Source organism: Rhodococcus sp. SB1D (assembly GCF_048573875.1).
GTDB lineage: Bacteria > Actinomycetota > Actinomycetes > Mycobacteriales > Mycobacteriaceae > Rhodococcus_F > Rhodococcus_F qingshengii.
Genome location: NZ_JBMAIQ010000005.1, coordinates 43,546 through 64,315 on the forward strand (window position 1 = coordinate 43,546; position 20,770 = coordinate 64,315).

Genomic DNA, 20,770 nt, shown 5'->3' on the forward strand with positions numbered 1-20,770 from the left:
AAGCACCACTGGTGCCCAGTCAGTGGAATGCCCAGCAGATTAATAGCTCTGGATCGCGCAGAATCGGTCACCAGACAGCTGTCCATCCCACAGACCGGAGTTTTCTCGTGAATCGATTCGACGACAAGCGCGTCCTCATCAGCGGCGCAGGATCCGGAATCGGCCAGGCCACCGTTGCCCGCATCCTGGCAGAAGGTGGCACCGTCGTCGCCGCCGACATTTCCGAGACCGGCCTCGAACAGACGCTGAACACCGCGAAGGACGCAGGACACTCCGATCGCCTGACCACGGTGAAGGTCGACATCTCCAGCGAAGAGTCTGTTCGCGAACAGGTCGGCGCTGCGATCAAGGCTCTGGGCGGGCTCGACGTGCTGGTCAATGCGGCGGGCATTCTGCGCTCCGCGCACACCCACGAGATGACACTCGATTTCTGGAACACCGTCATCGGGGTCAACCTCACCGGAACATTCCTCATGACGAGGGAGTCCCTGCCGGCACTGCTCGAAAGCGGAGCAGGCGTCGTGGTCAACTTCAGTTCCACATCGGCGACCTTCGCCCACCCGTATATGACGGCATATGCGGCGTCGAAGGGTGGAATCCAATCCTTCACGCACGCACTTGCACTCGAGTACAGCAAGCAGGGCCTTCGCGCCGTGGCCGTCGCACCCGGCAGCATCGCTTCGGGCATGACCTCCGATCCCGGCTTCCCGGCCGACATCGACTTCACGCTGCTCGGCAAGCTGGCCCCGGCAATCGGTGAGGGTTTCGCTCCCCCGTCCGCGGTCGCCGGCGTGATCGCGATGCTCGCTTCCGAGGACGGCTCGTTTGTCACCGGAACGGAAATCCGCATCGACGGCGGCACGCATATGTGACCACTTGCTGTGCGCCTTTATTAACCCCCGGCGGTTAATAAAGGCGCACAGCAGCGAGGCGGCATACTTAACTGGCCGCCGGGAACCCGTCCGGCGGTACGACGTGCGGTGGGGAGCCAGCGGTGAGCGAGTCAACAGGCACTACGAACCTCGAGCCCGTGCTGATCAGTCCCGTCGTCGGCGGAATGATTCGCACGTGGTCCGAGGACGAGACCCGCTTGTGGAGCGTCGACGATCCCGCGGCGCTCGGCGCACAGTTGGGACGCGGTCTCGTAGCCCGTACGACCCTGCCGGACAACAAGTTCCGAGAGGTTGCGTTTCTGGATACCCAGACCCAGGCCCTCACTGTGCAGCCGCGCTTCGCTTCCCCTGACAGCACTGCACTTGCCGCACCGTTCAAGCTCACCGAGGCGTCGGCCCCGACGTCCGACGCTTGGGAAGATCTCGAATCGGTACTCGCGTCGGTCGCGATCTCCGCTGCTGGACGTGGCGAATTCTGGCTCGCGGAACTCGGCGGGTGGGATGCTCCGCACGAGCCGAACTGCCTCTTCACGACCGTCGACGAATCGGGACTGGCCAACGCGGTCATGGAGGCCACCCCCGCGCCCGCCGGAACCGGCGTCTGGCCGGAGGTTCCGAGCGGACAAACCGGCGTTTCCGTTTCGGCACCAGCCTCACAGGACACCATCGAGGCTGCCGGAATCTTCGCGGTATCAGCGATCGAGACGTGGGGCGTCACACCGTGGGACATCAACCTCACTTTCGGCAAACTGGTCGATTTCGCCTGATCAGCGGCGCCGACACGCGGCGGTGAGTTGTACGTCTCCCCTCAGCCGACGGCTCACGGTTCGTCACAACACGCCCGATGGCGACGACATCGGGCCCCTCGGTGGGCATACTGAGGGAACTGGGGTTACTCCCGGTCACAAATACCCGTGGATCCGCGTCGGGGCGGGTGCGGTCCGACAACACGCGAGCAGCCACAGACACTGGCGGCTCCGAAAGGTTCAATCATGGCAACCGACCAACTACAGACGGTTGTATTGCACGGCGACCAGCTCAAGTACGTCGACCAAGGCAGTGGCCCCGTTGTGGTGCTCATTCACGGCCTACTGGGCGCGCACTCCAATTGGGAGCCGCAGATCGAGACGCTCTCGCGTCATTACCGCGTGATCGCCCCTGATCTCTTCGGACATGGTGCGTCGGACAAGCCTGCCGGCGACTACTCACTCAGCGCTCACGCCGCCACTGTGCGTGACCTCCTCGAGGCCCTCGACATTCCGTCGGCCACCCTCGTCGGCCACTCCCTCGGTGGTGGGATCGCGATGCAGACACTGTATCTCTTCCCCGAGCGTGTGGAGCGGCTGTGCCTGGTAGCCAGCGGCGGACTCGGCCCCGAGGTGAGCCCACTCCTGCGTGCAGCAACTCTGCCCGGCAGCGAACTGGTACTTCCCGTCCTCGCGTCCCGGACGCTGACCGACGTGACAGACAAAGCGCTCGGACTTTTCAACAAGATCGGCCTGTTCAAGCTCGGTGCCAGCGCGAGTGAGGCCCGTAAGAGCTTTGCTTCGGTGTCGGACGCGTCGACGCGTCAGGCATTTCTGGCGACGGCACGATCGGTCATCAATTACAACGGTCAAACCGTCAATGCCACTCCGCATTTCGCCAACTTCAAGAATCTGCAGGCACTACTGGTGTGGGGTGAGGAAGACACCATCATCCCCAACGCCCACACCGAGAACGCTCGCGCCGAACTACCGCTGGGGCGGGTGGAGATCTTCAAGCGCGCCGGACATTTCCCGCACCTTGACTACCCGGATCGCTTCGACCGTGTCTTCTCCGAATTCATGACGGACTGCGGAGTCGGTATCGGCACCGGACCCAAGGCCGTCAGCAGCTGAACTAGCTCCCCGCAACCAGCTCTTCGAGGTAGCTCGCCACCCCGTCCTCGTCGTTCGTGGGCAAAATTCGGTCGGCGAGCTCGATGACCTCGGCTCTGGCGTTGGCGGGCGCCAGAGCCGTTCCGGCCCAGGTCAGCATGGCAACGTCGTTGAAGGCGTCACCGGCCGCGGCCACTTCCGACGCGTCGATGCCGTCGATCGCGCACAACTGCGCGAGAGCGCTGGCCTTCGAGACGCCCGCCGCTGCCATTTCCATGTACGGGGCCCCGGAGTGGGTCAACTCCACACCCTCGATACCCGCAGCGACCGCTGTTCGGTACAGGTCGGCGCTGGGAACCTCGGCATGCCGGGCCACGATCTTGACCATCGGCTCCACGTCCAGCGGCAGCGTATCGGCGAGCACCATCTCGTGCAGGTGCCGGTGATGGTCCGCGAACTCGCACAGAGCGGCATACTCCGGCTCGGCAAAGAACTGCGTGGGTCCGACGTTCGCGAACACTACGCCAGGAATCAGAGCACGAACCTGCTCCATAGCTGTTGCAGCCAAAGATGTTTCGATCGAAACGGTGTCGACGATCTCCGGAGTCCCGTCCGCCAGGTCGAGAATGACAGCTCCGTTGGCACACACAGCTTTACCGCGAAATCCGCACGAGCTCGCCAACGTGTGTACCGAATGCCTGGCCCGGGCCGTCGCCCACACAACTTCGATCCCCGCGAGCCGCGCGTTCTCCATGGCCTGCGCGGTGCGCGCCGAAATCGTTCGGTCGGAGCGCAGCAGGGTGCCGTCGAGGTCGGTTGCGAACATACGAATACGGGTCACCAGACAATGATGGCAGTCCGTTCGCAGCCCTCACCAACTACGTGACATGGGCCGTTGCTCTGTCAATTACTTGCTTGGGCCTCGAGAAGGTGCCGACGCATCTCACCGAAGACCACACCCAGCCGCTCGACATCTCGCGGGCTCAGCAGGTCGAACATGCTCTCCCGTACAGCGGCCACATGCGCCGGGCTTGCCGACGCCAATTTCTCGGCACCCTGGTCGGTCAGCTCCGCATTAGCGCCCCTCTTGTCGTCGACACACTCGACCCTGCGCACCCAACCGCCACCGACCAGCCGATTGACGGCCCTGGTCACACCACTTCGGGTCGCCATCACAGCATCGGCGAGCTCACTCATGCGCAGTTGCCGCCCAGGCGCTTCGGATAGAGCAACCAACAGTTCGAAGTCCGTGAACGAAATGTCGGAGTCTCGCATCAATTGTTGGTCGAGCACACGCTGCAGCAGTCGCGTCGAGTCCAGATACGCCCGCCAGGCCGATTGCTCCGAGTCGGTCAACCACCGCACTGATTCCATAACGCCAGCATATCCGAAGTAGTTGACAACGAAATCAAATGAGCTATTCTCAATGTAGTTGATCAGTCAACTACTTGTTCGAAGTGAAGATTCAACCGGGAGGCGGGCGCCATGAGCGACGACAACGCAGTGCAGGTCGACAACGCAGTGCGGTTCGAGGAACGCCGCGCCGAGATCAGGGATCGACATCTGCTCCCCGCCGACAAACGACCCGCATCGACCGCACGCGGCCTGCACCATACGGCCCTGATCAGCAGTGACGTCGAACGAACCGTGAAGTTCTACCAGGATCTCCTCGGATTCCCACTCACCGAGTTGATCGAGAACCGTGACTATCCCGGGTCGTCGCACTTCTTCTTCGACATCGGCAATGGCAACCTTCTGGCGTTCTTCGACTTCCCGGGTCTCGACGTGGGCCCGTACCAAGAAGTACTCGGCGGCCTCCACCACATCGCGATCAGCGTCGAACCCGCCAAGTGGGCGAAGCTACGTACCAGACTGACCGAGGCCGGCGTCGAACTGATCGAGCACAGTGAGGTTTCGCTGTACTTCCGCGATCCCGACGGCGCTCGACTCGAACTGATCGCAGACCCACTCGGTGAGATGTACGGCAATCACGTCCTCTGAAAACTTGCTCTCCCCCATACCATTCGGAAGGCACACCATGACCTCCACTCTGTCGCAGCCGAACCTCGATATCCGTCGATCCGGGGATCGTTTCAAGTCCAATGCCGGCTGGCTGGACTCGAAGCACTCGTTCTCGTTCAGCAATCACTACGACCCGAAGAACACTCACCACGGTCTTCTTCTGGTGAACAACGACGACATCGTCACGCCGGGAATGGGATTCGACACCCATCCCCACCAGGACATGGAGATCGTCACCTGGGTACTGAGAGGTTCTCTCGTACATCAGGATTCGATGGGTCATTCGGGTGTCATCTACCCCGGTCTAGCCCAGCGGATGAGCGCCGGAACGGGCATCCTGCATTCGGAGAAGAACGATTCGTGGCGACTCGGTGACGTGGCGGGTGCGCATTCCGACAAGCACAGCGACCCGGTTCACTTCATCCAGATGTGGGTCGTCCCCGACGAAGCCGGAATCACCCCCGGCTACGAGCAGTTGGAGATCGACGCCGAATTGCTTGCCGGTGGACTGGTTCCCGTCGCCTCCGGCATGGACGCGTACGCCGATCACTCGGCAATCCGGATCAAGAACAAGTACGCCGCGATGCACGTTGCGCGTCTGCAACCCGGACAGCCCGTGACCCTGCCCGACGCACCGTTCCTGCACGTTTTTGTCGCCGACGGTCAGGCCGCCATGGAAGGCGTCGGAGTGCTCGAACAAGGTGACGCGGTACGCGTGTCCGGCGGCGGAGGCCAGCAGGTCAGTTCCGATACCGGGGCAGAGGTCATCGTCTGGGAAATGCACGCCACCGTTTCGCAGGGATGACATGAAGTCCTTCTCGTACGACGCTTCACCGGCTCGAATTGTCTTCGGCCAAGGGATGATCGATACGATCGCCGAAGAAGTGCGGCGGCTCGGCCGTAGCCGAGTGATGGTGCTGGCAAGTCGTCGACTGGACGCGGTTGCCGCCGCCGTGACCGAATCTCTCGGCGACATGGCCGTCGTCCGCTTCGACGGCGCTGTGATGCATACTCCGATCGAAGTCACGACAGCCGCGCTGAAGCTTGCCGAGACCCATCACGTGGACATCGTCGTCGCGATCGGCGGCGGTTCGGCAACCGGGTTGTCCAAGGCATTGGCACTACGAGCGGGGTTCGATCAGATCATCGTTCCGACGACGTATGCGGGTTCAGAAGTCACTCCGGTGTTGGGTGAAACAGAGAACGGACGCAAGACAACTCGCTCGTCGCCCGACATCCGACCCGAAACCGTCGTATACGATGTCGACCTCACTCTCGATCTGCCGCTGGATACCACCGTCACCAGCGCCGTCAACGCGATGGCGCATGCGGTTGAAGCGTTGTACTCCACCGAGTCCAACCCGATCACGGACTTGATGGCGATCGAGGCGATCTCCGGGATCGCCCGTGCGCTGCCGAGCATTGTCGATGATCCGAAAAATCTGGAAGGTAGGGCCGAACTACTGCAAGCAGCCTGGTTGGCCGGAACCTGCTTGGGCACGGTCGGTATGGGGCTTCATCACAAGTTGTGCCACACCCTCGGTGGCAGCTTCGGTTTGCCGCATGCTCCCACCCACACCGTTGTCCTTCCCCAGGCAATGGCGTTCAACGCGCCTGGCGTCCCGGAAGTCATGTCTCGAATAGCGACTGCCTTGGGTGTATCCGACGCCGCCACCGGCGTTTTCGACCTCGTCACCTCGTGCGGCGGACCGACCTCTCTGCGAGAGGTGGGAATGAGTCACGATCAGATCGGCCGTGCAGTCGAACTCGCGAACGCCGCCGCTTATCCGAACCCGCGTGAGATCACCCCGGCAGGCCTGAGCGAACTCCTCGAGAACGCCTGGTCCGGGCGTCGACCCGCCATCAGGTGAGAACGAATCAGGCAGTACCGCCTCGCGGCCTGACATGTTCGAAGATCAGAATCGTCTCGGTCGCAGCAACCGCCGGATGCGCCGAGAGATTGTTGACAACGAAGTCACGCAACTGCGCCGAATCCGTCGTTGCGACGTGCAGCATGTAGTCGTCGACACCGGCAACGAAGTACACGTTGAGCACCGAGTCCAGCTTGGCGAAATCGTCGCCGAGCCGGCTGAGGTGCGACCGTGCGTTGGCCTGCAGTCGAACTGCGATCATCGCCTGCAGATCCATTCCGAGAGCGGCGGGGTCGATGTCCGCATGGAATCCCCTGATCACGCCGTTGTCCACCAAGGCGCGCACACGTCCGAGGCATGTCGACGGCGCAATTCCCGCGATCGCGGCCAGCGCATTGTTCGGAATCCTCGCATCCTTCACCAGCTCTTCGAGCAGAACCCGGTCGATCTCGTCCAACTTCATTGCTGCCCGAACATGCTTCGGCGAGGCAGCCGTCTGAATACCGATTTTTGAACTTTCACGCACCATACATACAGCGTAGAGAATTATCTTCACTTCTCTTCACTATCTGGCGACGAAACTTCATGCTTGGCACCTGCCATTCGAAGAAACAACAGACTCAGTTCGGAGCCGTGTCATGAAGGTCGGAATCCCCCGCGAGATCAAAAACCACGAGTACCGCGTGGCCATCAGCCCAGCAGGCGTCCACGAACTGGTCGGCCGAGGACACGAAGTCGTCATCGAAACGGGTGCAGGCGTCGGCTCCTCGTTCAGTGACGAGGATTTCAAGGCCGCGGGCGCGCAGATCCTCGGATCTGCCGATCAGGTCTGGACGGACGCAGATCTACTCCTGAAGGTCAAAGAACCTATTGCAGAGGAGTATTCGCGACTCCGTAAGGATCAGGTTCTCTTCACCTACCTGCACCTGGCGGCGTCGAAGGAATGCACCGACGCGCTCCTGACGTCGAAGACCACCTCCATCGCCTACGAAACAGTTGTCGGTTCCGACGGTTCACTGCCCCTCCTCGCCCCGATGAGTGAAGTAGCCGGACGCCTGGCACCGCAGGCGGGCGCCTATCACTTGATGCGTCACGGCGGCGGACGCGGAGTTCTGATGGGCGGCGTCCCCGGAGTGCGCCCCGCCAAGGTCGTGGTGATCGGTGCGGGAGTCTCCGGCAAGAACGCCATCGCCGTGGCCTACGGCATGCAGGCCGACGTCACCGTTCTCGACCTGTCGATCGCGCGCCTGCGGGAAATCGACGAGCTGTACCACGGCCAGGTCAAGACCATCACGTCCAACAGCCTCGAACTCGAACAGGCAGTACTCGACGCCGACCTGGTCATCGGCGCAGTGCTGGTCCCCGGGGCGAAGGCGCCGACTCTCGTCTCCAACAGCCTGGTGGCGCGTATGAAGCCGGGTTCTGTCCTGGTCGACATCGCCATCGACCAGGGCGGCTGCTTCGAGGATTCACACGCGACCACGCACGCCGATCCGACGTACCAGGTTCACGGTTCGGTCTTCTACTGCGTTGCGAACATGCCCGGAGCGGTCCCCCGTACGTCCACCTACGCACTCACCAACGCGACGCTTCCGTACGTCGTCGCCTTGGCCGACAAGGGGTGGAAGGACGCGGTCGCGACAGTTCCCGGCCTGGGGTCAGGTCTGAGCACACACGACGGCCTGCTCCTGTCCGACAGTGTTGCAGCGGCGCATGGGTACTCGGCTACCACTCTCTGACCCAGGCAGCTCTGACCCAGGCAAGGACAGCTCGAGATCGCTAGCCTTGATCCATGAGCATTCCTGACATCACGCTGAATTCCGGAACCACGATCCCGCAACTCGGCCTCGGAGTCTGGCAGGCCACCAACGACGAAACCGAGCATGCAGTACGGTTCGCACTCGACGAGGCCGGCTACCGGCACATCGACACCGCTGCCGCCTATGGAAACGAAGAGGGCGTCGGACGAGGTATCGCCAACTCGTCCGTCGCGCGAGAGGACATCTTCCTCACCACGAAGCTGTGGAATGCAGATCAGGGCTACGAGCCGGCGTTGAAGGCTTTCGACACCAGCATCGACAAGCTCGGCGTCGACTACGTCGATCTCTACCTCATCCACTGGCCTCTGCAGGACAACGACCGACTCCTCCGCACGTGGGACGCACTCGAAAAGATCGCGGAATCGGGCCGCGCCAAGGCAATCGGGGTGTGCAACTTCGAGCCGCATCATCTGCAGCTTCTCGTCGAACGCGGTGGATTGTTGCCCGCAGTCGATCAGGTGGAACTGCACCCGCACCTCACGCAGCAGGCCATTCGCGACAAGGCCGCCGAGCACGGGATCAAGGTCGAATCGTGGAGCCCACTCGGCGGTACCAGTAACGCAGGTTGGGGTAAGGCGTCCAAGCCCAACACCCTGCTCACCGACCCGATCATCACTCGAATCGGTGACCGCCACAGCAAGACTGCCGCGCAGGTCCTGATCCGTTGGCACCTTCAGAACGGCCTGATCGTCATCCCGAAATCCGTACACGATGCTCGAATCGCTCAGAACATCGACGTATTCGACTTCGAACTCACCGATCTCGACCTGAGCGAAATCGATACGCTCGACGACGGTACCCGCGTCGGCGCGCATCCCGATGAACTCAACATCGGTGCACCGAACTGATCAAGCCGCTCGTTTGGTGGGGCGAAGCGCATCGAATCCGTTTCGCCTCACCATCGTTCCGAGGGTCTTCCACCACGGCCGAGCCGGATCCGGCTCGCTTCCGTCGCCCATCCGGTGCAGCTGATCGGTATGCCACTGCAGGTCGAGTGCACCGTCGAGCATCGAGATGTCGGCAACCTTCCCCAACAACTTCCGCGCTCCGAACTCAACAGTCGGCACGGTCAATCGTTCCCGATCCGATTCCAGGAGAACGGTTGCCGCGTCGGGGATCGTGATCGTCGGCCGGCCGAGGCCGATCACGTCGCACGCGCCGGAAGCCAGTGCCTCGACCATCGCCGATCGCGAGCGGAAGCCGCCGGTGACCGCCAAGGGAATGTCGCCGGCAATCGCTCGGACTGTCTCGGCGTACTCGAGGAAATATGCCTCTCGATCGCGAGTGCTCTGCTTCTGCGCTTTACCCATCATGGCCGGCGATTCATAACTGCCACCGCTGATCTCGATGAGATCGACGGACTCTTCGGTCAACGCGCGCACTACTTCTCGCGACTCGTCTTCCGAGAATCCACCTCGTTGGAAATCAGCCGAGTTGAGCTTGACCGAGACCGCGAATCCCGGAGCAACGGCAGAGCGTATGCGCCGAACGATTTCGAGCAGAAAGCGTCGTCGACGCTCGGGATCTCCACCCCACTCGTCCGTCCGCTGATTGGACAAGGGCGAAAGGAACTGCGCAACAAGATAACCGTGCGCTGCGTGTATCTGCACGCCGCCGAAGCCGGAGGACTCGGCGACGCGAGCGGTTTCCGCGAACTTGTCGATGATCTCGTCGATCTCAGCGGTCGAGAGTTCTCGCGGCGTCGCCATTCCCGGAATCTTCAGCGCGATCGCGCTCGGGGCGACCGGTCTACCTCTGCTGGCAATCGGGTTGGATTGCCGCCCTGGGTGGTTCAGCTGCATCCAGATCTCGGCGCCGCCGTTCTTGGCGGTCTTGGCCCAGGCAGTCAGTGCTTCGGCATCACGATCGTCGTCGACGACGACATTGCCCGGTTCGGCGATCTGCGATCGATCGACCATGACATTGCCGGTGATCAGCAAACCGAACCCGCCACTGCCCCAACGACCGTACAGCGTTTCCAAGCGAGTGGACGGTCCATGAGTGCGGTCACCCAGAGCCTCGCTGAGCGCAGCTTTCATGGTCCGATTCCGCAGGATCTGCCCGCAGGGCAAAGTCAACGATTCTCCGAGTGTGGTCATGGATGCCTCTCGTATGAAGGGAAGAAAGTCAATGGCGTGGCGCAGAACCGAAGTGCCGCTTGGTATCGCGCACGAAGCTCGAGAAGATCAGTGAGTTGACCGGTAGCCCGCCACGCACCGCGAGCGACAGCTTCGGACGCGGCGAGAATGCAAAATTCCACTGCAGTCTCGAACCCACTGCGAGCTCGTCGACGCGGTAGTCCTCCGCGAAGGATTGGAACAGCGGAACATTGGACTGTTCGACGTAAAACGAGTGCCGACGCGTTTCGTCGTCCCAGGTGATGAACTTTTCGCGCATCTGCATCGCACCACCGCCCACCTCCGCGATTCGGCGCGTGCCGACGCCGTAGGGGCGCGGCGAGGTGTAGTGCACTTTGGTGAGCAGCCGGCACCACGACAGCGGTTCGTCCGCGGTCAGACCAGCCCAGACGTCATCCGGTTCGGCGGTGAGGTCGATCGAGTACGTGAAGATATGCGGTGCCGTGTCGAAGAAATCGACACCGACCGGTTCGAGGTCGAACCAATGTGTCATCGCCTACTCCTGCCCAATTAGCCGTTACATGAAGTTACGGATACTTGACGACCGAAGTCAACCCCCGAAGGCTCAGCCGGACCAAGCCTCAGAACGAGAGAGCCCCTGCAGTGAAGCGATGACCTGTTCGAGCGGCTCGATACTTCGAGTCGTCTGACACACCGCCACCGCACCTTCGACCGACGTGATCGTCAGGTTTGCCATCGATTTTGCCTGCACTGCAGGATAACCCGCAGTTTCGAGTTGCGATTCGATCAACTTCTGCCATCCCAACATGACCTCAGCCGACACTTCCGCGACTTCTGGCTCACTGGCACGCGCCAACCCGCCGGCAATCACCGGGCAGCCGATCGCGAAGTCCGAGCGTGTGAGATTGAGTCGCCAGATGTCTCCGACCGCTTCGATCACGTCGGCCGTGGAACCGGTAGCCGCAGCCGAGCTGATCCGTCTGGTGATGATCGCACCGGCCGCGCGCACGGCTTCGACCATCAACTCGGTCTTACCGCCAGGAAAGTGGTGGTAGATCGACCCACGGGGTGCGCCGCTGTGCTTGATGACGTCGCTGAAGGACGTCGCGTCGACACCGTTGCGGCTGATCAGTTCAACCGCACTGCGAATCATGCGATCACGTGAGCTCAGCTCTGCCATGTCACAGATCCTTCGGCCGTCGGTACACCTGTCGACTCATACGCTACGTTATGTATGACGACCTACATAGTGATGGGATGAAACAATGAGTGACGAGACAACCGCGACTGTCGATCCGGCGCAGATGACAGGCCTCGAACTTCTCCGCTGGATGGGAACGCAGGTCAACGACCGACCCAGCATCGGACGCCTCCTCGGCATGGAGATGCGCGAGGTCAACGAGGGATCGGTGAGCTTCGCCCTGACCCCGCGTGCCGATTTCAGCAACCCGCTCGGCACTGTGCACGGCGGCATCTGCGCAACGCTGCTCGACTCGGTCATGGGCTGCGCGGTACACACGATGCTTCCGGCCGGCGTCGGCTACACGACCCTCGAACTCAAGCTCAACTACATCCGCACGGTGCCTCTCGACGGTGACGAACTGACAGCCCACGGCAGCGTAATTCACGTGGGCGGGCGTACCGCGACGGCAGAGGGCAAGGTCTTGGACAAGAACGGCAAGTTGGTGGCGCATGGAACCACGACGTGCATGATTTTTCGCTGAGCCGACGAAGGATGGCGAGAATGTAGCTGAGCCGACGAAGGATGGCGAGAATGTAGCTGCGCCCGACGTGAGCAGGGTGCGAGTGCCGATGTACGATCGGCTCGTGACCCTGCTCACTGCGCACCTCTGGTGGCCCGACCGCTGACGGTCAGCCGCAACTGCGTGCTGCCCGGACCGATATCGGGTGGTCCAGCAGGCTCCTCTCAGGATCCCCGATCCGGCAAATGCCGTACGCGTCGTCGCTACGACCGCCAAGATCAGGTACCGAATCCACGAAGGAGAGTTAGTTGACCACCACCCCACTCAACCGTTCGCTCGAGCCTTTGGGCGTCTCCATCCCGTCGAAAGTGCCGACGCACTGGTACAACCTGGCGGCTGACCTCCCCGAGCCTGTTCCCCCGCACCTGCATCCGGGCACTCGTGAGCCGCTCGGCCCCGAGGACTTGGCGCCGCTGTTCCCGATGAACCTCATCGCGCAGGAAGTCGCAACCGAGCGCTACATCGAGATCCCGGAGACGGTTCGCGAGATCTACGGCATGTGGAGGCCCTCTCCCCTGTTCCGCGCGCATCGACTCGAGCGCGCTCTCGGCACACCTGCCCGCATCTACTACAAGTACGAAGGCGTGAGCCCGGTCGGTTCACACAAGCCGAATACTGCTGTCGCGCAGGCTTACTACAACGCAATCGAGGGAACCACCAAGCTCACCACCGAAACCGGTGCGGGACAGTGGGGTGCGTCGCTTTCGTTCGCGGGCGCGCTGCTCGGACTCGACGTCGAGGTATGGCAGGTTCGCTCGTCCTTCGATTCGAAGCCGTACCGACGCATCCAGATGGAGGCGTACGGCGGAATCTGTCACCCGTCGCCTTCGGACCTGACGGAAGCCGGACGCGCACTGTTGAAGTCGCATCCCGACACCACCGGCTCGCTCGGTATGGCCATCAGTGAGGCCGTCGAGGTCGCTGCGCAGGATCCGAACACGCACTACTCACTCGGTAGCGTGCTGAACCACGTCATGCTGCACCAGACCGTGATCGGTCAGGAAGCAATGGTCCAGCTCGAAGAAGCCGGCGACGCCGTCCCCGACACCGTGTTCGGTTGCGCCGGCGGCGGTTCCAACCTCGCCGGACTCACCTTCCCGTTCCTGGGACGAAACCTTCGCGAAGGCACCAAGACTCGTCTGGTCGCCTGCGAGCCGTCGGCATGCCCGTCCCTCACCCAGGGCGAGTACCGCTACGACTTCGGTGACGTCGCCGGCCTGACGCCGCTGCTCAAGATGCACACTCTGGGTAAGGATTTCGTACCGCCGGCCATCCATGCCGGTGGCCTCCGCTACCACGGCATGTCGCCGATGGTCTCGCACGCGGTCAACCTCGGACTCATGGATGCAATTGCCGTCGATCAGGACGACGCACTCCAGGCAGGTCTGATTTTCGCCCGCGCCGAAGGAATCATCCCGGCTCCGGAATCAACCCACGCGGTTGCCGGCGCTATCGCTCACGCCCGTGCCGTCACCGAACCCGAGGTGATCGTGATCGGGCTGTCCGGCAACGGTCAGTTGGATCTTCCGGCGTACTCGCCTTACGTCTGACGCCGTCGGTGTGGTGGTCTCGTGCGTACGAGGCCACCACACTTCGTCACACCGAGCACGTGGGCTCGATCTCGCGATCGACATCGTGCCGGCCGTCCGCGAAACGAACCGATCAGTTTGATCGATCGGTTACGGTCTTTCGATGCAGCTTCGGTTGAAGGAACATTGGAAACTGGTCGCACTCGGACTGGCATTGCTCGTGGCGATCGCGTTCATCGTCGTATCGGTAATCTCCGACTCCAGTGATGCGGCATGGCCGAAGCAGAAGACAGGCGGTCCGATCGTCGAGCAAGGCGTTGTCGACGTAGACCTCTCCGATCCTCCGCAACAAGCCTGGGAACTCGATGTCCGAGCGCTCACGGACAACCCCGGGCACGTGCTGCTGTCGATGCCTTCCACGCTCGATAGCTACTACGGCTACGGCAACACGTACCAAGTCGGTGACGTGCTGGTGGCCGCGACTGCTTATCCGCTTCCCAAGACCGACGAGTCTTCGTCGAGTCAGGGAGTCGGTGCCGTCACACTCGTCGGGGTGAATCCCGACGACGGAAGTCCGCTGTGGAAAACGCGAATCGGCGGAGTCATCGGCCAGTGCAGTCAGCAGAACGAATCCACGATCATCGCGTGCTGGGGCGATCGACGGATGATCTTTGTCGATACCGCGACCGGAACTCTGATGTCCGACCTCGGAACCGACTTCGATCTCAATGGCGCCACCATCGCCGGAGACACCGTGTACACGTCCGGCGAAAGGATGGACGGAACGGTTCGAACACGAATTCTTGCCAGCGGCACCACAACCAATTTGACTGCCAACTTCGTGCGTACCTTCGAACCAAGTGAGAAGTTCGGAGCCGTCTACACGGTCCCTCACACCGACACTGTCATTGCGATGGAACAGGGCGACGGCGGGGACCCGCAGTACCGCTATCGAATCTACGATCTGCAGTCCGGCGCCGAACGATTCCGATTCGAGGGCGATTCGCTTGTCCCTACCGGGAACGGATTGTTCCTCACCAGTGTCGGCGGCCGGTCGGGATATGCCGGAACCCAAAACCTCTTGGCTTCCGACGGATCCACGATTCGTGCGATACCGATTCCCTCGTACTCATCGTCGTCCTACCCGAGTAAGCCCTCGACGGCGGTGCCGATGTTTCTCGGCGACGGCGCCTACGATCCGGAGTCGGGTGACGAACTCTGGCGCAGTTCACAAATCGTCAACACCGCGACGGCCGGGACAGGAAGCGCCATCGCCGCAGTGGTAGGAAAAACAATCCTCGTCACGTCGCCGGAGACCCGCACAATCTCGGGTCTCGACGTCGAGAGTGGCCGACAACTGTGGCAAACACCCTGGCAAGACGCGTACTGGGTTCGAAGCGGTGCGACTGATGGCGATCACTTCGTCTTCAGCGACTACACCGGCATGCATTCGATCAGGGCTCGCGACGGAAAGATGATGTGGTCGGTCCCCCTTCCGCCAGAGGTCGATCCGCGCGGAGTCGTCGTCTCGAATGCCGGCAAAAACGTGTCGTTCTCCTGGCAAAACCACTTCACCGTTTGGCGATAGGCCGGCAACATCACCGGTTCAATGTCGTACTGACCAGCCGGCTCAGCAACCAGCAAATGGATAGACGTACAGCCTCGATGGCCACAATCCAGTCTGGCGCGTTTGTTCAATTTCGGGGGAACGATCTCGAACAACTGCATGTATCTCCGCGACTCCGACTTCGGAAAGATCAGACCAGACCTGCGGTGAAGGGGTGCATACGAATCGCACCGACTCAGGTATCTGATCCAATCCAACGATAAAGGGAGCCAACGGGAATGGATGCGAAATCCCCAATTTGCAGTCGGCAACAAATAGTCCAGTTCGCGCGCGAACATCTGCGTACCGGGGGACCGAACTCAGACCAAATTCGTCGTCATTTCGGTTTGCAAAAACGCGCGTTCTTCACGCAGCTCGACACCCATCTGGACGATTCTGCACTTTCAATGCCCGAAAAAGTTGCACTCCGCCGCATCTGCCGACAGGAGGATAGAAGGTGCCCGATCAAACGTATGAACGTCTCAGCAGGTCAAGCCAACCCACCCCGGCCGATGTACGACGCGCTTCCTTTCCCACCCCAGAACCATCATGCTTGACGATCGAAAGCCGCCAACTACGTTGAGCCGCTGGATTCTTCCGCAGTCCCCTCTTCTCGGATCGGGATCATCGGAGATCCAACAGCCGCGCGACTTTCAGGCTCAAATGCAAGGCCAACCGGTCGTCGCCGTTTGCCAAGTCTGCTCGTGTTATCTCCTGAATTCGCCGCAAGCGATAGTACAAGCTCCCTCGATGCACACAGAGCGCCTCTGACGTTCGCTTTACGTCACCGGCATTGTCCAAAAAGCTCTCCAGCGTCGCGAGAAGAGCCTCACTTTTCGAGTCCTCATGGCTGAGCAAGGACTGCAAACCTGAGTGAATACTGTTCTCGAGTCGATCCTCCGACAGTTCGGCCAGTAGTCCGTAGACGCCGAGATCCCGATAACGCAAAACATTTCCGAGCACCTTGACGACCTGGGCCACATCTGCGGAACGTCTGGACTCTTCGTAGGATTCGCGCACGTGTGCAACCGAGGTTCGCGGTTCACCGATACCGACCCAACATTCGATGTTCTGGCGCCCACTTTCAGACAAGACTCGCTCCCGGGCTGCCACGATCAGCGAGTCCAGATGGGTTTGAGTCGAGCGTTCGGCCACCGATACGATCAACAGACTGTGGTCGGGGCGGTCGAGTTGGATTGCACTGTTCCGCGGGAGCCTCCGTCGAAGCTGATCGACGCCGACGGCAACACTCAGACGATCTCTTTCGGTCAATGTCGACTGGTCGCCAGGACGGAGCAACACAGTGACCACGACTGCTGGACCCGCAGCCAACAAGCCCTCCTCGGCCAACCTGTTTGCCGCGTCCTCGCGCAGCGACCGCTCGCCCGACAGGACGTCTCGGGTAAGTTCCCGCTCCCGACTTCGGGACAACTCGTCCAGCAACTGTTCGCGGTGGAGGATCATCGCTGCCGCATCAGCCGTGCGCCTCAAGACCTCGGCTTGATCCTCGTCAACTTCGCCCTCCGAAGTCAACAGCCAGACGAAGCCCAGCAGCGCATTGCGGTACCGGATCGGCATCCCGACCCGGCCAAGGGTCAGCCCTAGTTCTTCGTTGACGGGAACAGTGAAGAGATCGAGGGCTTCACGGCCTCCACTCGCGTAGATGAAGTCTACGATCTCGCGTGAAACATTCCGCTGTAGAACGGAATTCATTCTGACTGAATCGACGGCACTGTCATGCGAGTTGTACGCGAGCAGACGAATCTGTACATCATCGATCGCAACGGAACGGTCCAGTCGGCGCCCGGTAGTGTCCACCAAATGCTGCAGTTCTCCGACCATGGTCGAACTGTACGAGCCCCCTCTCCGGTTTGCAACATATGCCCAAATTTCTACGTAGAAAATTGAACACATGACAGTGATGCAACTAACTTTCGCACCATAGGCTCGCTTCATGCCAAGCACCCGAGACCCGTGACGTCTTCACTCGGTCCGCAAACCGGCAGAAGTGGCAGTGACGAGATCTGTTGCAGCCGTGGGATTTGCGTAATGGGGAGCGAGGCCGGCCGGCACTATCTCCCTCAGACGAAGTCGCCTCCGACCCGAAATCGACAAACGACCTTCGGTCGCCAGTTCAACATCGAATCCCACCGACCTCTTTCAATGTCGAATACCTCGAATGACATCGGTGACCGTGATATCGCAAAGCCGTTGCCATTCAGCATATCCCGAGAGGAATCATCATGACCGGCACAGCAAATGCTCCTGTAGAGCATCAAACCGAGACGTCACCTGGACGTCGATCGGCGCGCCGTAGGGCCCTGATCGCCGGGGCGACAGGCAACATCGTCGAATGGTTCGATTTCACGATCTACGGCTTCACTGCCGCAGTTCTCGCGACAGTGTTCTTCCCTCCGGAGTTCGGCAGTGGCGCACTGCTTGCCACCTTCGCTCTTTACGGAGTCGCCTTCTTGGCCAGACCTGCCGGCGGCATATTCTTCGGACGGCTTGGTGACCGCCTCGGCCGACGGAGATCATTGTCCCTGGCAATTACGCTCATGGGCTGCTCGACAGCGGCAATCGGTCTCCTACCGACGTACGCTTCGATCGGTGTTGCAGCACCGCTGTTGCTGCTGCTGTGCCGATTGGTTCAAGGATTCTCGGCCGGCGGCGAATACACCGGAGCGGCAACCTTCGTCGTCGAGCATGCGCCGTCTCACCGCCGAGGCTTGTACGCGGGGATTATCAGCTCTTCGTCGTTCGTCGGCAGTATCTTGGCCACGGTCACAGTCTTGTCATTCAGCTCGGTCGGCGCTGAGCACTTCGCCGACGGAGGATGGCGTTGGCCGTTCATCATCGGAGGCGTTGTCGCCATGGTGGGCCTGTTCATGAGGCTTGCCGTCGAGGAGACTCCGGCGTTCAAGGAAATGCAAGAAAACGATTCCCTTCCAACCCGCCCACTCGCAGATCTGTTCCGCAATCACTGGCGGACTCTGCTCACGTCCTTCGTGTACTTCGCCTCGCTCGGTGTCGTTACTCATATGCTGCTCGGCTACATGCCGACATTTCTGGTTCTCTCAGCCGATGTTCCGAGCACGGTTGCACTGCTGATGACAACCGGCGCTTTGGTTCTCGCAGTACCGCTGTTCATCTTCTTCGGCGCCACAGTCGACCGAATCGGCCGGAGGCCACTCGTCAGAATCGGCATGGTGATGTCAGTTTTCGTCTCGGTGCCCAGCTACATGCTCATCGGTACCGGAAACATTTTCGCGATTGCCATTGCACTGGCTGCTCTGGTCATCGCGCTTTCCTTACTCGCGTCCGCTTTGCTCGTAATCCTCGAAATGATGCCGACGCATGCTCGATTCACCGGCACGGCAATCCCCTACAACATCGCATATGCGCTCTTTGCAGGAACTGCGCCGCTGGTGTGCGCAGCACTGGTCAACGCCACTGGAAGCGATCTGTCGCCTGCCTTCTACGCGACCGCCATCGCTTTGATCGCACTTCCCATTCTGTGGCGAGGGATTCCGGAAACGAAAAAACTGGTCTGCCACGCAGGGCAGCCCGACGAAACATTTCTGACAACGGACGCGCCACGGCTGTGATTTTTTGCGCAGCTGTCGATAGCGTTCCGATGGCCGCCACGAGAGAGTTGAGGACGACGAACACCTCTGGACTTTCAGGTGCCAAATTCATTAAGACAGAGCCGAATCCGAGAAGTCGGGATGAAGCTCTCCAGAGGAAGTCGACGGCGTCGGAATTACCAGAACCCAAGCTTGCCGGATCGAACAGCTGTGCTTTCGATCCGGCAAAGCCATCAGTAGAAAGAGAGGCCGAAAGTGCCTACCGACAAGACCGATGCAGTTGTGGTCGGAGCTGGAGTGATCGGCAGCTCCATCGCCTACGAACTGGCCGCTCGAGGTTACGAAGTCCTGGTCATCGACAAGTCTGGTGGTCCGGGCTACGGCTCGACCAGTGCATCCAGTGCGGTTATCCGGTTCAACTACTCCACATTCGACGGTATGGCTGCGGCTTGGGAGTCGCTGCATTGCTGGCAAAACTGGAACGAGCATCTCAACGCGACAGTCGACGGCGCGCTTGCGAAGTTTCGGCAATGCGGGATGGCACTGCTCGATGTCGACGTCGCGCCCCACGCGCGCACGATCGGATTATTCGAGAAGATAGGAATCGATTACCAGCTTTGGGACGCAACGACACTCGTCGAGAAGATTCCCGGTATCGACGCCGGCAAATACTATCCTCCGAAGCCAGTCGACTCGGAGTCCTTCTTCGCAGATGCGGAAACCACGCTCGGAGCGCTGTACACACCTCAGGCGGGGTTCGTCGACGACCCGCAACTGGCTGCCGCGAATCTTGCTTCGGCAGCACGTTCGCACGGTGCGGTTTTCGCATACAACACGCGTGTAGTGGCAGTCGAGCAGTTGCCTGACGGCATCTGGCAGCTAGGGCTCGACGACGGGGAAAGTGTGAAATCCAAGATTGTCGTCAATGCCGCCGGCCCCTGGTCAGGAGCGTTCAACAAGCTGTCGAACGTCGGGGCCGACTTCAAGGTTTCGGTTCGGCCCTTGCGCCAGGAAGTTCATCACGTCACCGCACCCACTGGCTACAACGACGACGAGATCCTCGGCCCGATGATCGCCGATTTGGATCTCGGAACCTACATGCGAGCCGAACGTGGAAACGGTTTCCTTGTCGGCGGAACCGAACCGGATTGCGATCCGCTCGAGTGGATCGACGACCCTGATACCGCCAACCCGAATCGCACTGTTGCCCGGTTCGAAGCGCAGGTTTTCCGCGCCGCCAGGCGTTTCCCCACCCTGGAGGTCCCGTCACAACCGAAAGGTATTGCCGGCGTGTACGACGCAGCATCCGACTGGACCCCGATCTATGACAAGACAGACAGGCAAGGTTTCTACGTCGCCATGGGCACCAGCGGGAACCAATTCAAAAATGCGCCCATCGCTGGGCGCCTCATGTCCAGGATCATCGACCAGGTGGAAGCTGGACACGATCACGACGCTGATCCCCTGACCTATGTCGGGATGCACACCGGGCTCGAAATCGACCTCGGCGCATTCTCCCGCCTTCGGGCACCCAATGCCGAGTCGACCGGGACGGTCATGGGTTAGAAGTCTTGTCCGGCTTGGAGAATCGATAGCCGCGACAACTGAATAGACACGGCTGTGGGTGTCCGCTACGTGGTGGACACCCACAGCCGACTTCTCCTTCAACGGCGTCTACGGAAAATCGCCCTAGAACGTGTCAGCGGCACATCGCCTCCGGG

Annotated in this window: 20 protein-coding genes; 13 read left to right on the forward strand and 7 right to left on the reverse strand. The window is 60.9% G+C overall.

The window, feature by feature from the left end; translation table 11 throughout:
• Positions 1-107: 107 nt before the first annotated feature.
• The 3 genes from ACN50D_RS13445 (at position 108) to ACN50D_RS13455 (ending at position 2,773) form a co-directional block, all read left to right on the forward strand.
• Entirely contained in the window at positions 108-872 is a 765-nt protein-coding gene (locus ACN50D_RS13445) for an SDR family NAD(P)-dependent oxidoreductase (RefSeq protein WP_042449451.1), read from the forward strand.
• 122 nt (positions 873-994) lie between these two features.
• A complete protein-coding gene (locus tag ACN50D_RS13450) occupies positions 995-1,660 on the forward strand; it encodes a hypothetical protein (RefSeq protein ID WP_054188066.1) in 666 nt (221 codons plus the stop codon).
• A gap of 225 nt (positions 1,661-1,885) precedes the next feature.
• Complete coding sequence (locus ACN50D_RS13455) at positions 1,886-2,773, forward strand: alpha/beta fold hydrolase (RefSeq protein WP_007734173.1); 888 nt, start codon at positions 1,886-1,888, stop codon at positions 2,771-2,773.
• Between the two features lies 1 nt (position 2,774).
• Here ACN50D_RS13455 and ACN50D_RS13460 read toward each other — a convergent pair whose 3' ends face one another.
• Both ACN50D_RS13460 and ACN50D_RS13465 read right to left on the reverse strand, forming a co-directional pair.
• On the reverse strand, positions 2,775-3,593 hold the full coding sequence (locus ACN50D_RS13460; RefSeq protein ID WP_003945542.1) for an HAD family hydrolase: 819 nt from the start codon (positions 3,591-3,593) through the stop codon (positions 2,775-2,777).
• 62 nt (positions 3,594-3,655) lie between these two features.
• Positions 3,656-4,126, reverse strand: coding sequence for a MarR family winged helix-turn-helix transcriptional regulator (locus tag ACN50D_RS13465; RefSeq protein ID WP_064688596.1), 471 nt, complete (start codon positions 4,124-4,126; stop codon positions 3,656-3,658).
• Between the two features lie 111 nt (positions 4,127-4,237).
• Between ACN50D_RS13465 and ACN50D_RS13470 the strand changes: the two genes are divergently transcribed.
• Genes ACN50D_RS13470 through ACN50D_RS13480 form a run of 3 tightly spaced genes read left to right on the forward strand, consistent with a single transcriptional unit; the run spans position 4,238 to position 6,645 of the window.
• Positions 4,238-4,753: a VOC family protein gene (locus ACN50D_RS13470; RefSeq protein ID WP_058039213.1), complete on the forward strand. Its 516-nt coding sequence runs from the start codon at positions 4,238-4,240 to the stop codon at positions 4,751-4,753.
• Positions 4,754-4,790: 37 nt separating this feature from the next.
• Complete coding sequence (locus ACN50D_RS13475; RefSeq protein WP_075832188.1) at positions 4,791-5,579, forward strand: pirin family protein; 789 nt, start codon at positions 4,791-4,793, stop codon at positions 5,577-5,579.
• 1 nt (position 5,580) lies between these two features.
• The gene (locus ACN50D_RS13480) at positions 5,581-6,645 is read left to right on the forward strand and encodes a maleylacetate reductase (protein WP_211921466.1); all 1,065 of its coding nucleotides are present in this window, start codon (positions 5,581-5,583) and stop codon (positions 6,643-6,645) included.
• Between the two features lie 7 nt (positions 6,646-6,652).
• Here the strand turns inward: ACN50D_RS13480 and ACN50D_RS13485 are convergent, their stop codons facing one another.
• Positions 6,653-7,174 carry an Lrp/AsnC family transcriptional regulator gene (locus ACN50D_RS13485; RefSeq protein ID WP_064443115.1) on the reverse strand — a complete coding sequence of 174 codons (522 nt, stop codon included), beginning with the start codon at positions 7,172-7,174 and terminating at the stop codon, positions 6,653-6,655.
• A 109-nt stretch (positions 7,175-7,283) separates the two neighbouring features.
• Here ACN50D_RS13485 and ald point away from each other — a divergent pair, with 109 nt between their 5' ends.
• Both ald and ACN50D_RS13495 read left to right on the forward strand, forming a co-directional pair.
• A complete protein-coding gene (ald, locus tag ACN50D_RS13490; protein ID WP_003945541.1) occupies positions 7,284-8,384 on the forward strand; it encodes an alanine dehydrogenase in 1,101 nt (366 codons plus the stop codon).
• Between the two features lie 53 nt (positions 8,385-8,437).
• On the forward strand, positions 8,438-9,313 hold the full coding sequence (locus ACN50D_RS13495; protein ID WP_063315018.1) for an aldo/keto reductase: 876 nt from the start codon (positions 8,438-8,440) through the stop codon (positions 9,311-9,313).
• Here the strand turns inward: ACN50D_RS13495 and ACN50D_RS13500 are convergent, their stop codons facing one another.
• From ACN50D_RS13500 to ACN50D_RS13510, 3 genes are all read right to left on the reverse strand, one after another.
• Positions 9,314-10,564: an NADH:flavin oxidoreductase/NADH oxidase family protein gene (locus tag ACN50D_RS13500; RefSeq protein WP_211921462.1), complete on the reverse strand. Its 1,251-nt coding sequence runs from the start codon at positions 10,562-10,564 to the stop codon at positions 9,314-9,316. It abuts the gene before it with no gap.
• A 28-nt stretch (positions 10,565-10,592) separates the two neighbouring features.
• The gene (locus tag ACN50D_RS13505; RefSeq protein WP_042920475.1) at positions 10,593-11,096 is read right to left on the reverse strand and encodes an SRPBCC family protein; all 504 of its coding nucleotides are present in this window, start codon (positions 11,094-11,096) and stop codon (positions 10,593-10,595) included.
• A gap of 72 nt (positions 11,097-11,168) precedes the next feature.
• The gene (locus ACN50D_RS13510) at positions 11,169-11,744 is read right to left on the reverse strand and encodes a TetR/AcrR family transcriptional regulator (protein WP_003945856.1); all 576 of its coding nucleotides are present in this window, start codon (positions 11,742-11,744) and stop codon (positions 11,169-11,171) included.
• An 85-nt stretch (positions 11,745-11,829) separates the two neighbouring features.
• Between ACN50D_RS13510 and ACN50D_RS13515 the strand changes: the two genes are divergently transcribed.
• The 3 genes from ACN50D_RS13515 to ACN50D_RS13525 all read left to right on the forward strand — a co-directional run bounded on the left by ACN50D_RS13515 (position 11,830) and on the right by ACN50D_RS13525 (position 15,444).
• Positions 11,830-12,288 (forward strand): PaaI family thioesterase, encoded by a 459-nt coding sequence (locus ACN50D_RS13515; protein ID WP_003945940.1) that lies wholly within the window; start codon positions 11,830-11,832, stop codon positions 12,286-12,288.
• A gap of 287 nt (positions 12,289-12,575) precedes the next feature.
• A complete protein-coding gene (locus ACN50D_RS13520) occupies positions 12,576-13,877 on the forward strand; it encodes a TrpB-like pyridoxal phosphate-dependent enzyme (RefSeq protein WP_003945451.1) in 1,302 nt (433 codons plus the stop codon).
• A 142-nt stretch (positions 13,878-14,019) separates the two neighbouring features.
• Complete coding sequence (locus tag ACN50D_RS13525) at positions 14,020-15,444, forward strand: PQQ-binding-like beta-propeller repeat protein (RefSeq protein WP_192711936.1); 1,425 nt, start codon at positions 14,020-14,022, stop codon at positions 15,442-15,444.
• Between the two features lie 642 nt (positions 15,445-16,086).
• Here ACN50D_RS13525 and ACN50D_RS13530 read toward each other — a convergent pair.
• Positions 16,087-17,304, reverse strand: a complete 1,218-nt coding sequence (locus ACN50D_RS13530; protein ID WP_211921460.1) for a PucR family transcriptional regulator — start codon at positions 17,302-17,304, stop codon at positions 16,087-16,089.
• 401 nt (positions 17,305-17,705) lie between these two features.
• Here ACN50D_RS13530 and ACN50D_RS13535 point away from each other — a divergent pair, with 401 nt between their 5' ends.
• On the forward strand, positions 17,706-19,070 hold the full coding sequence (locus ACN50D_RS13535; protein WP_003945654.1) for an MFS transporter: 1,365 nt from the start codon (positions 17,706-17,708) through the stop codon (positions 19,068-19,070).
• Positions 19,071-19,304: 234 nt separating this feature from the next.
• Complete coding sequence (locus ACN50D_RS13540) at positions 19,305-20,615, forward strand: NAD(P)/FAD-dependent oxidoreductase (protein WP_211921458.1); 1,311 nt, start codon at positions 19,305-19,307, stop codon at positions 20,613-20,615.
• Positions 20,616-20,770 lie beyond the last annotated feature (155 nt).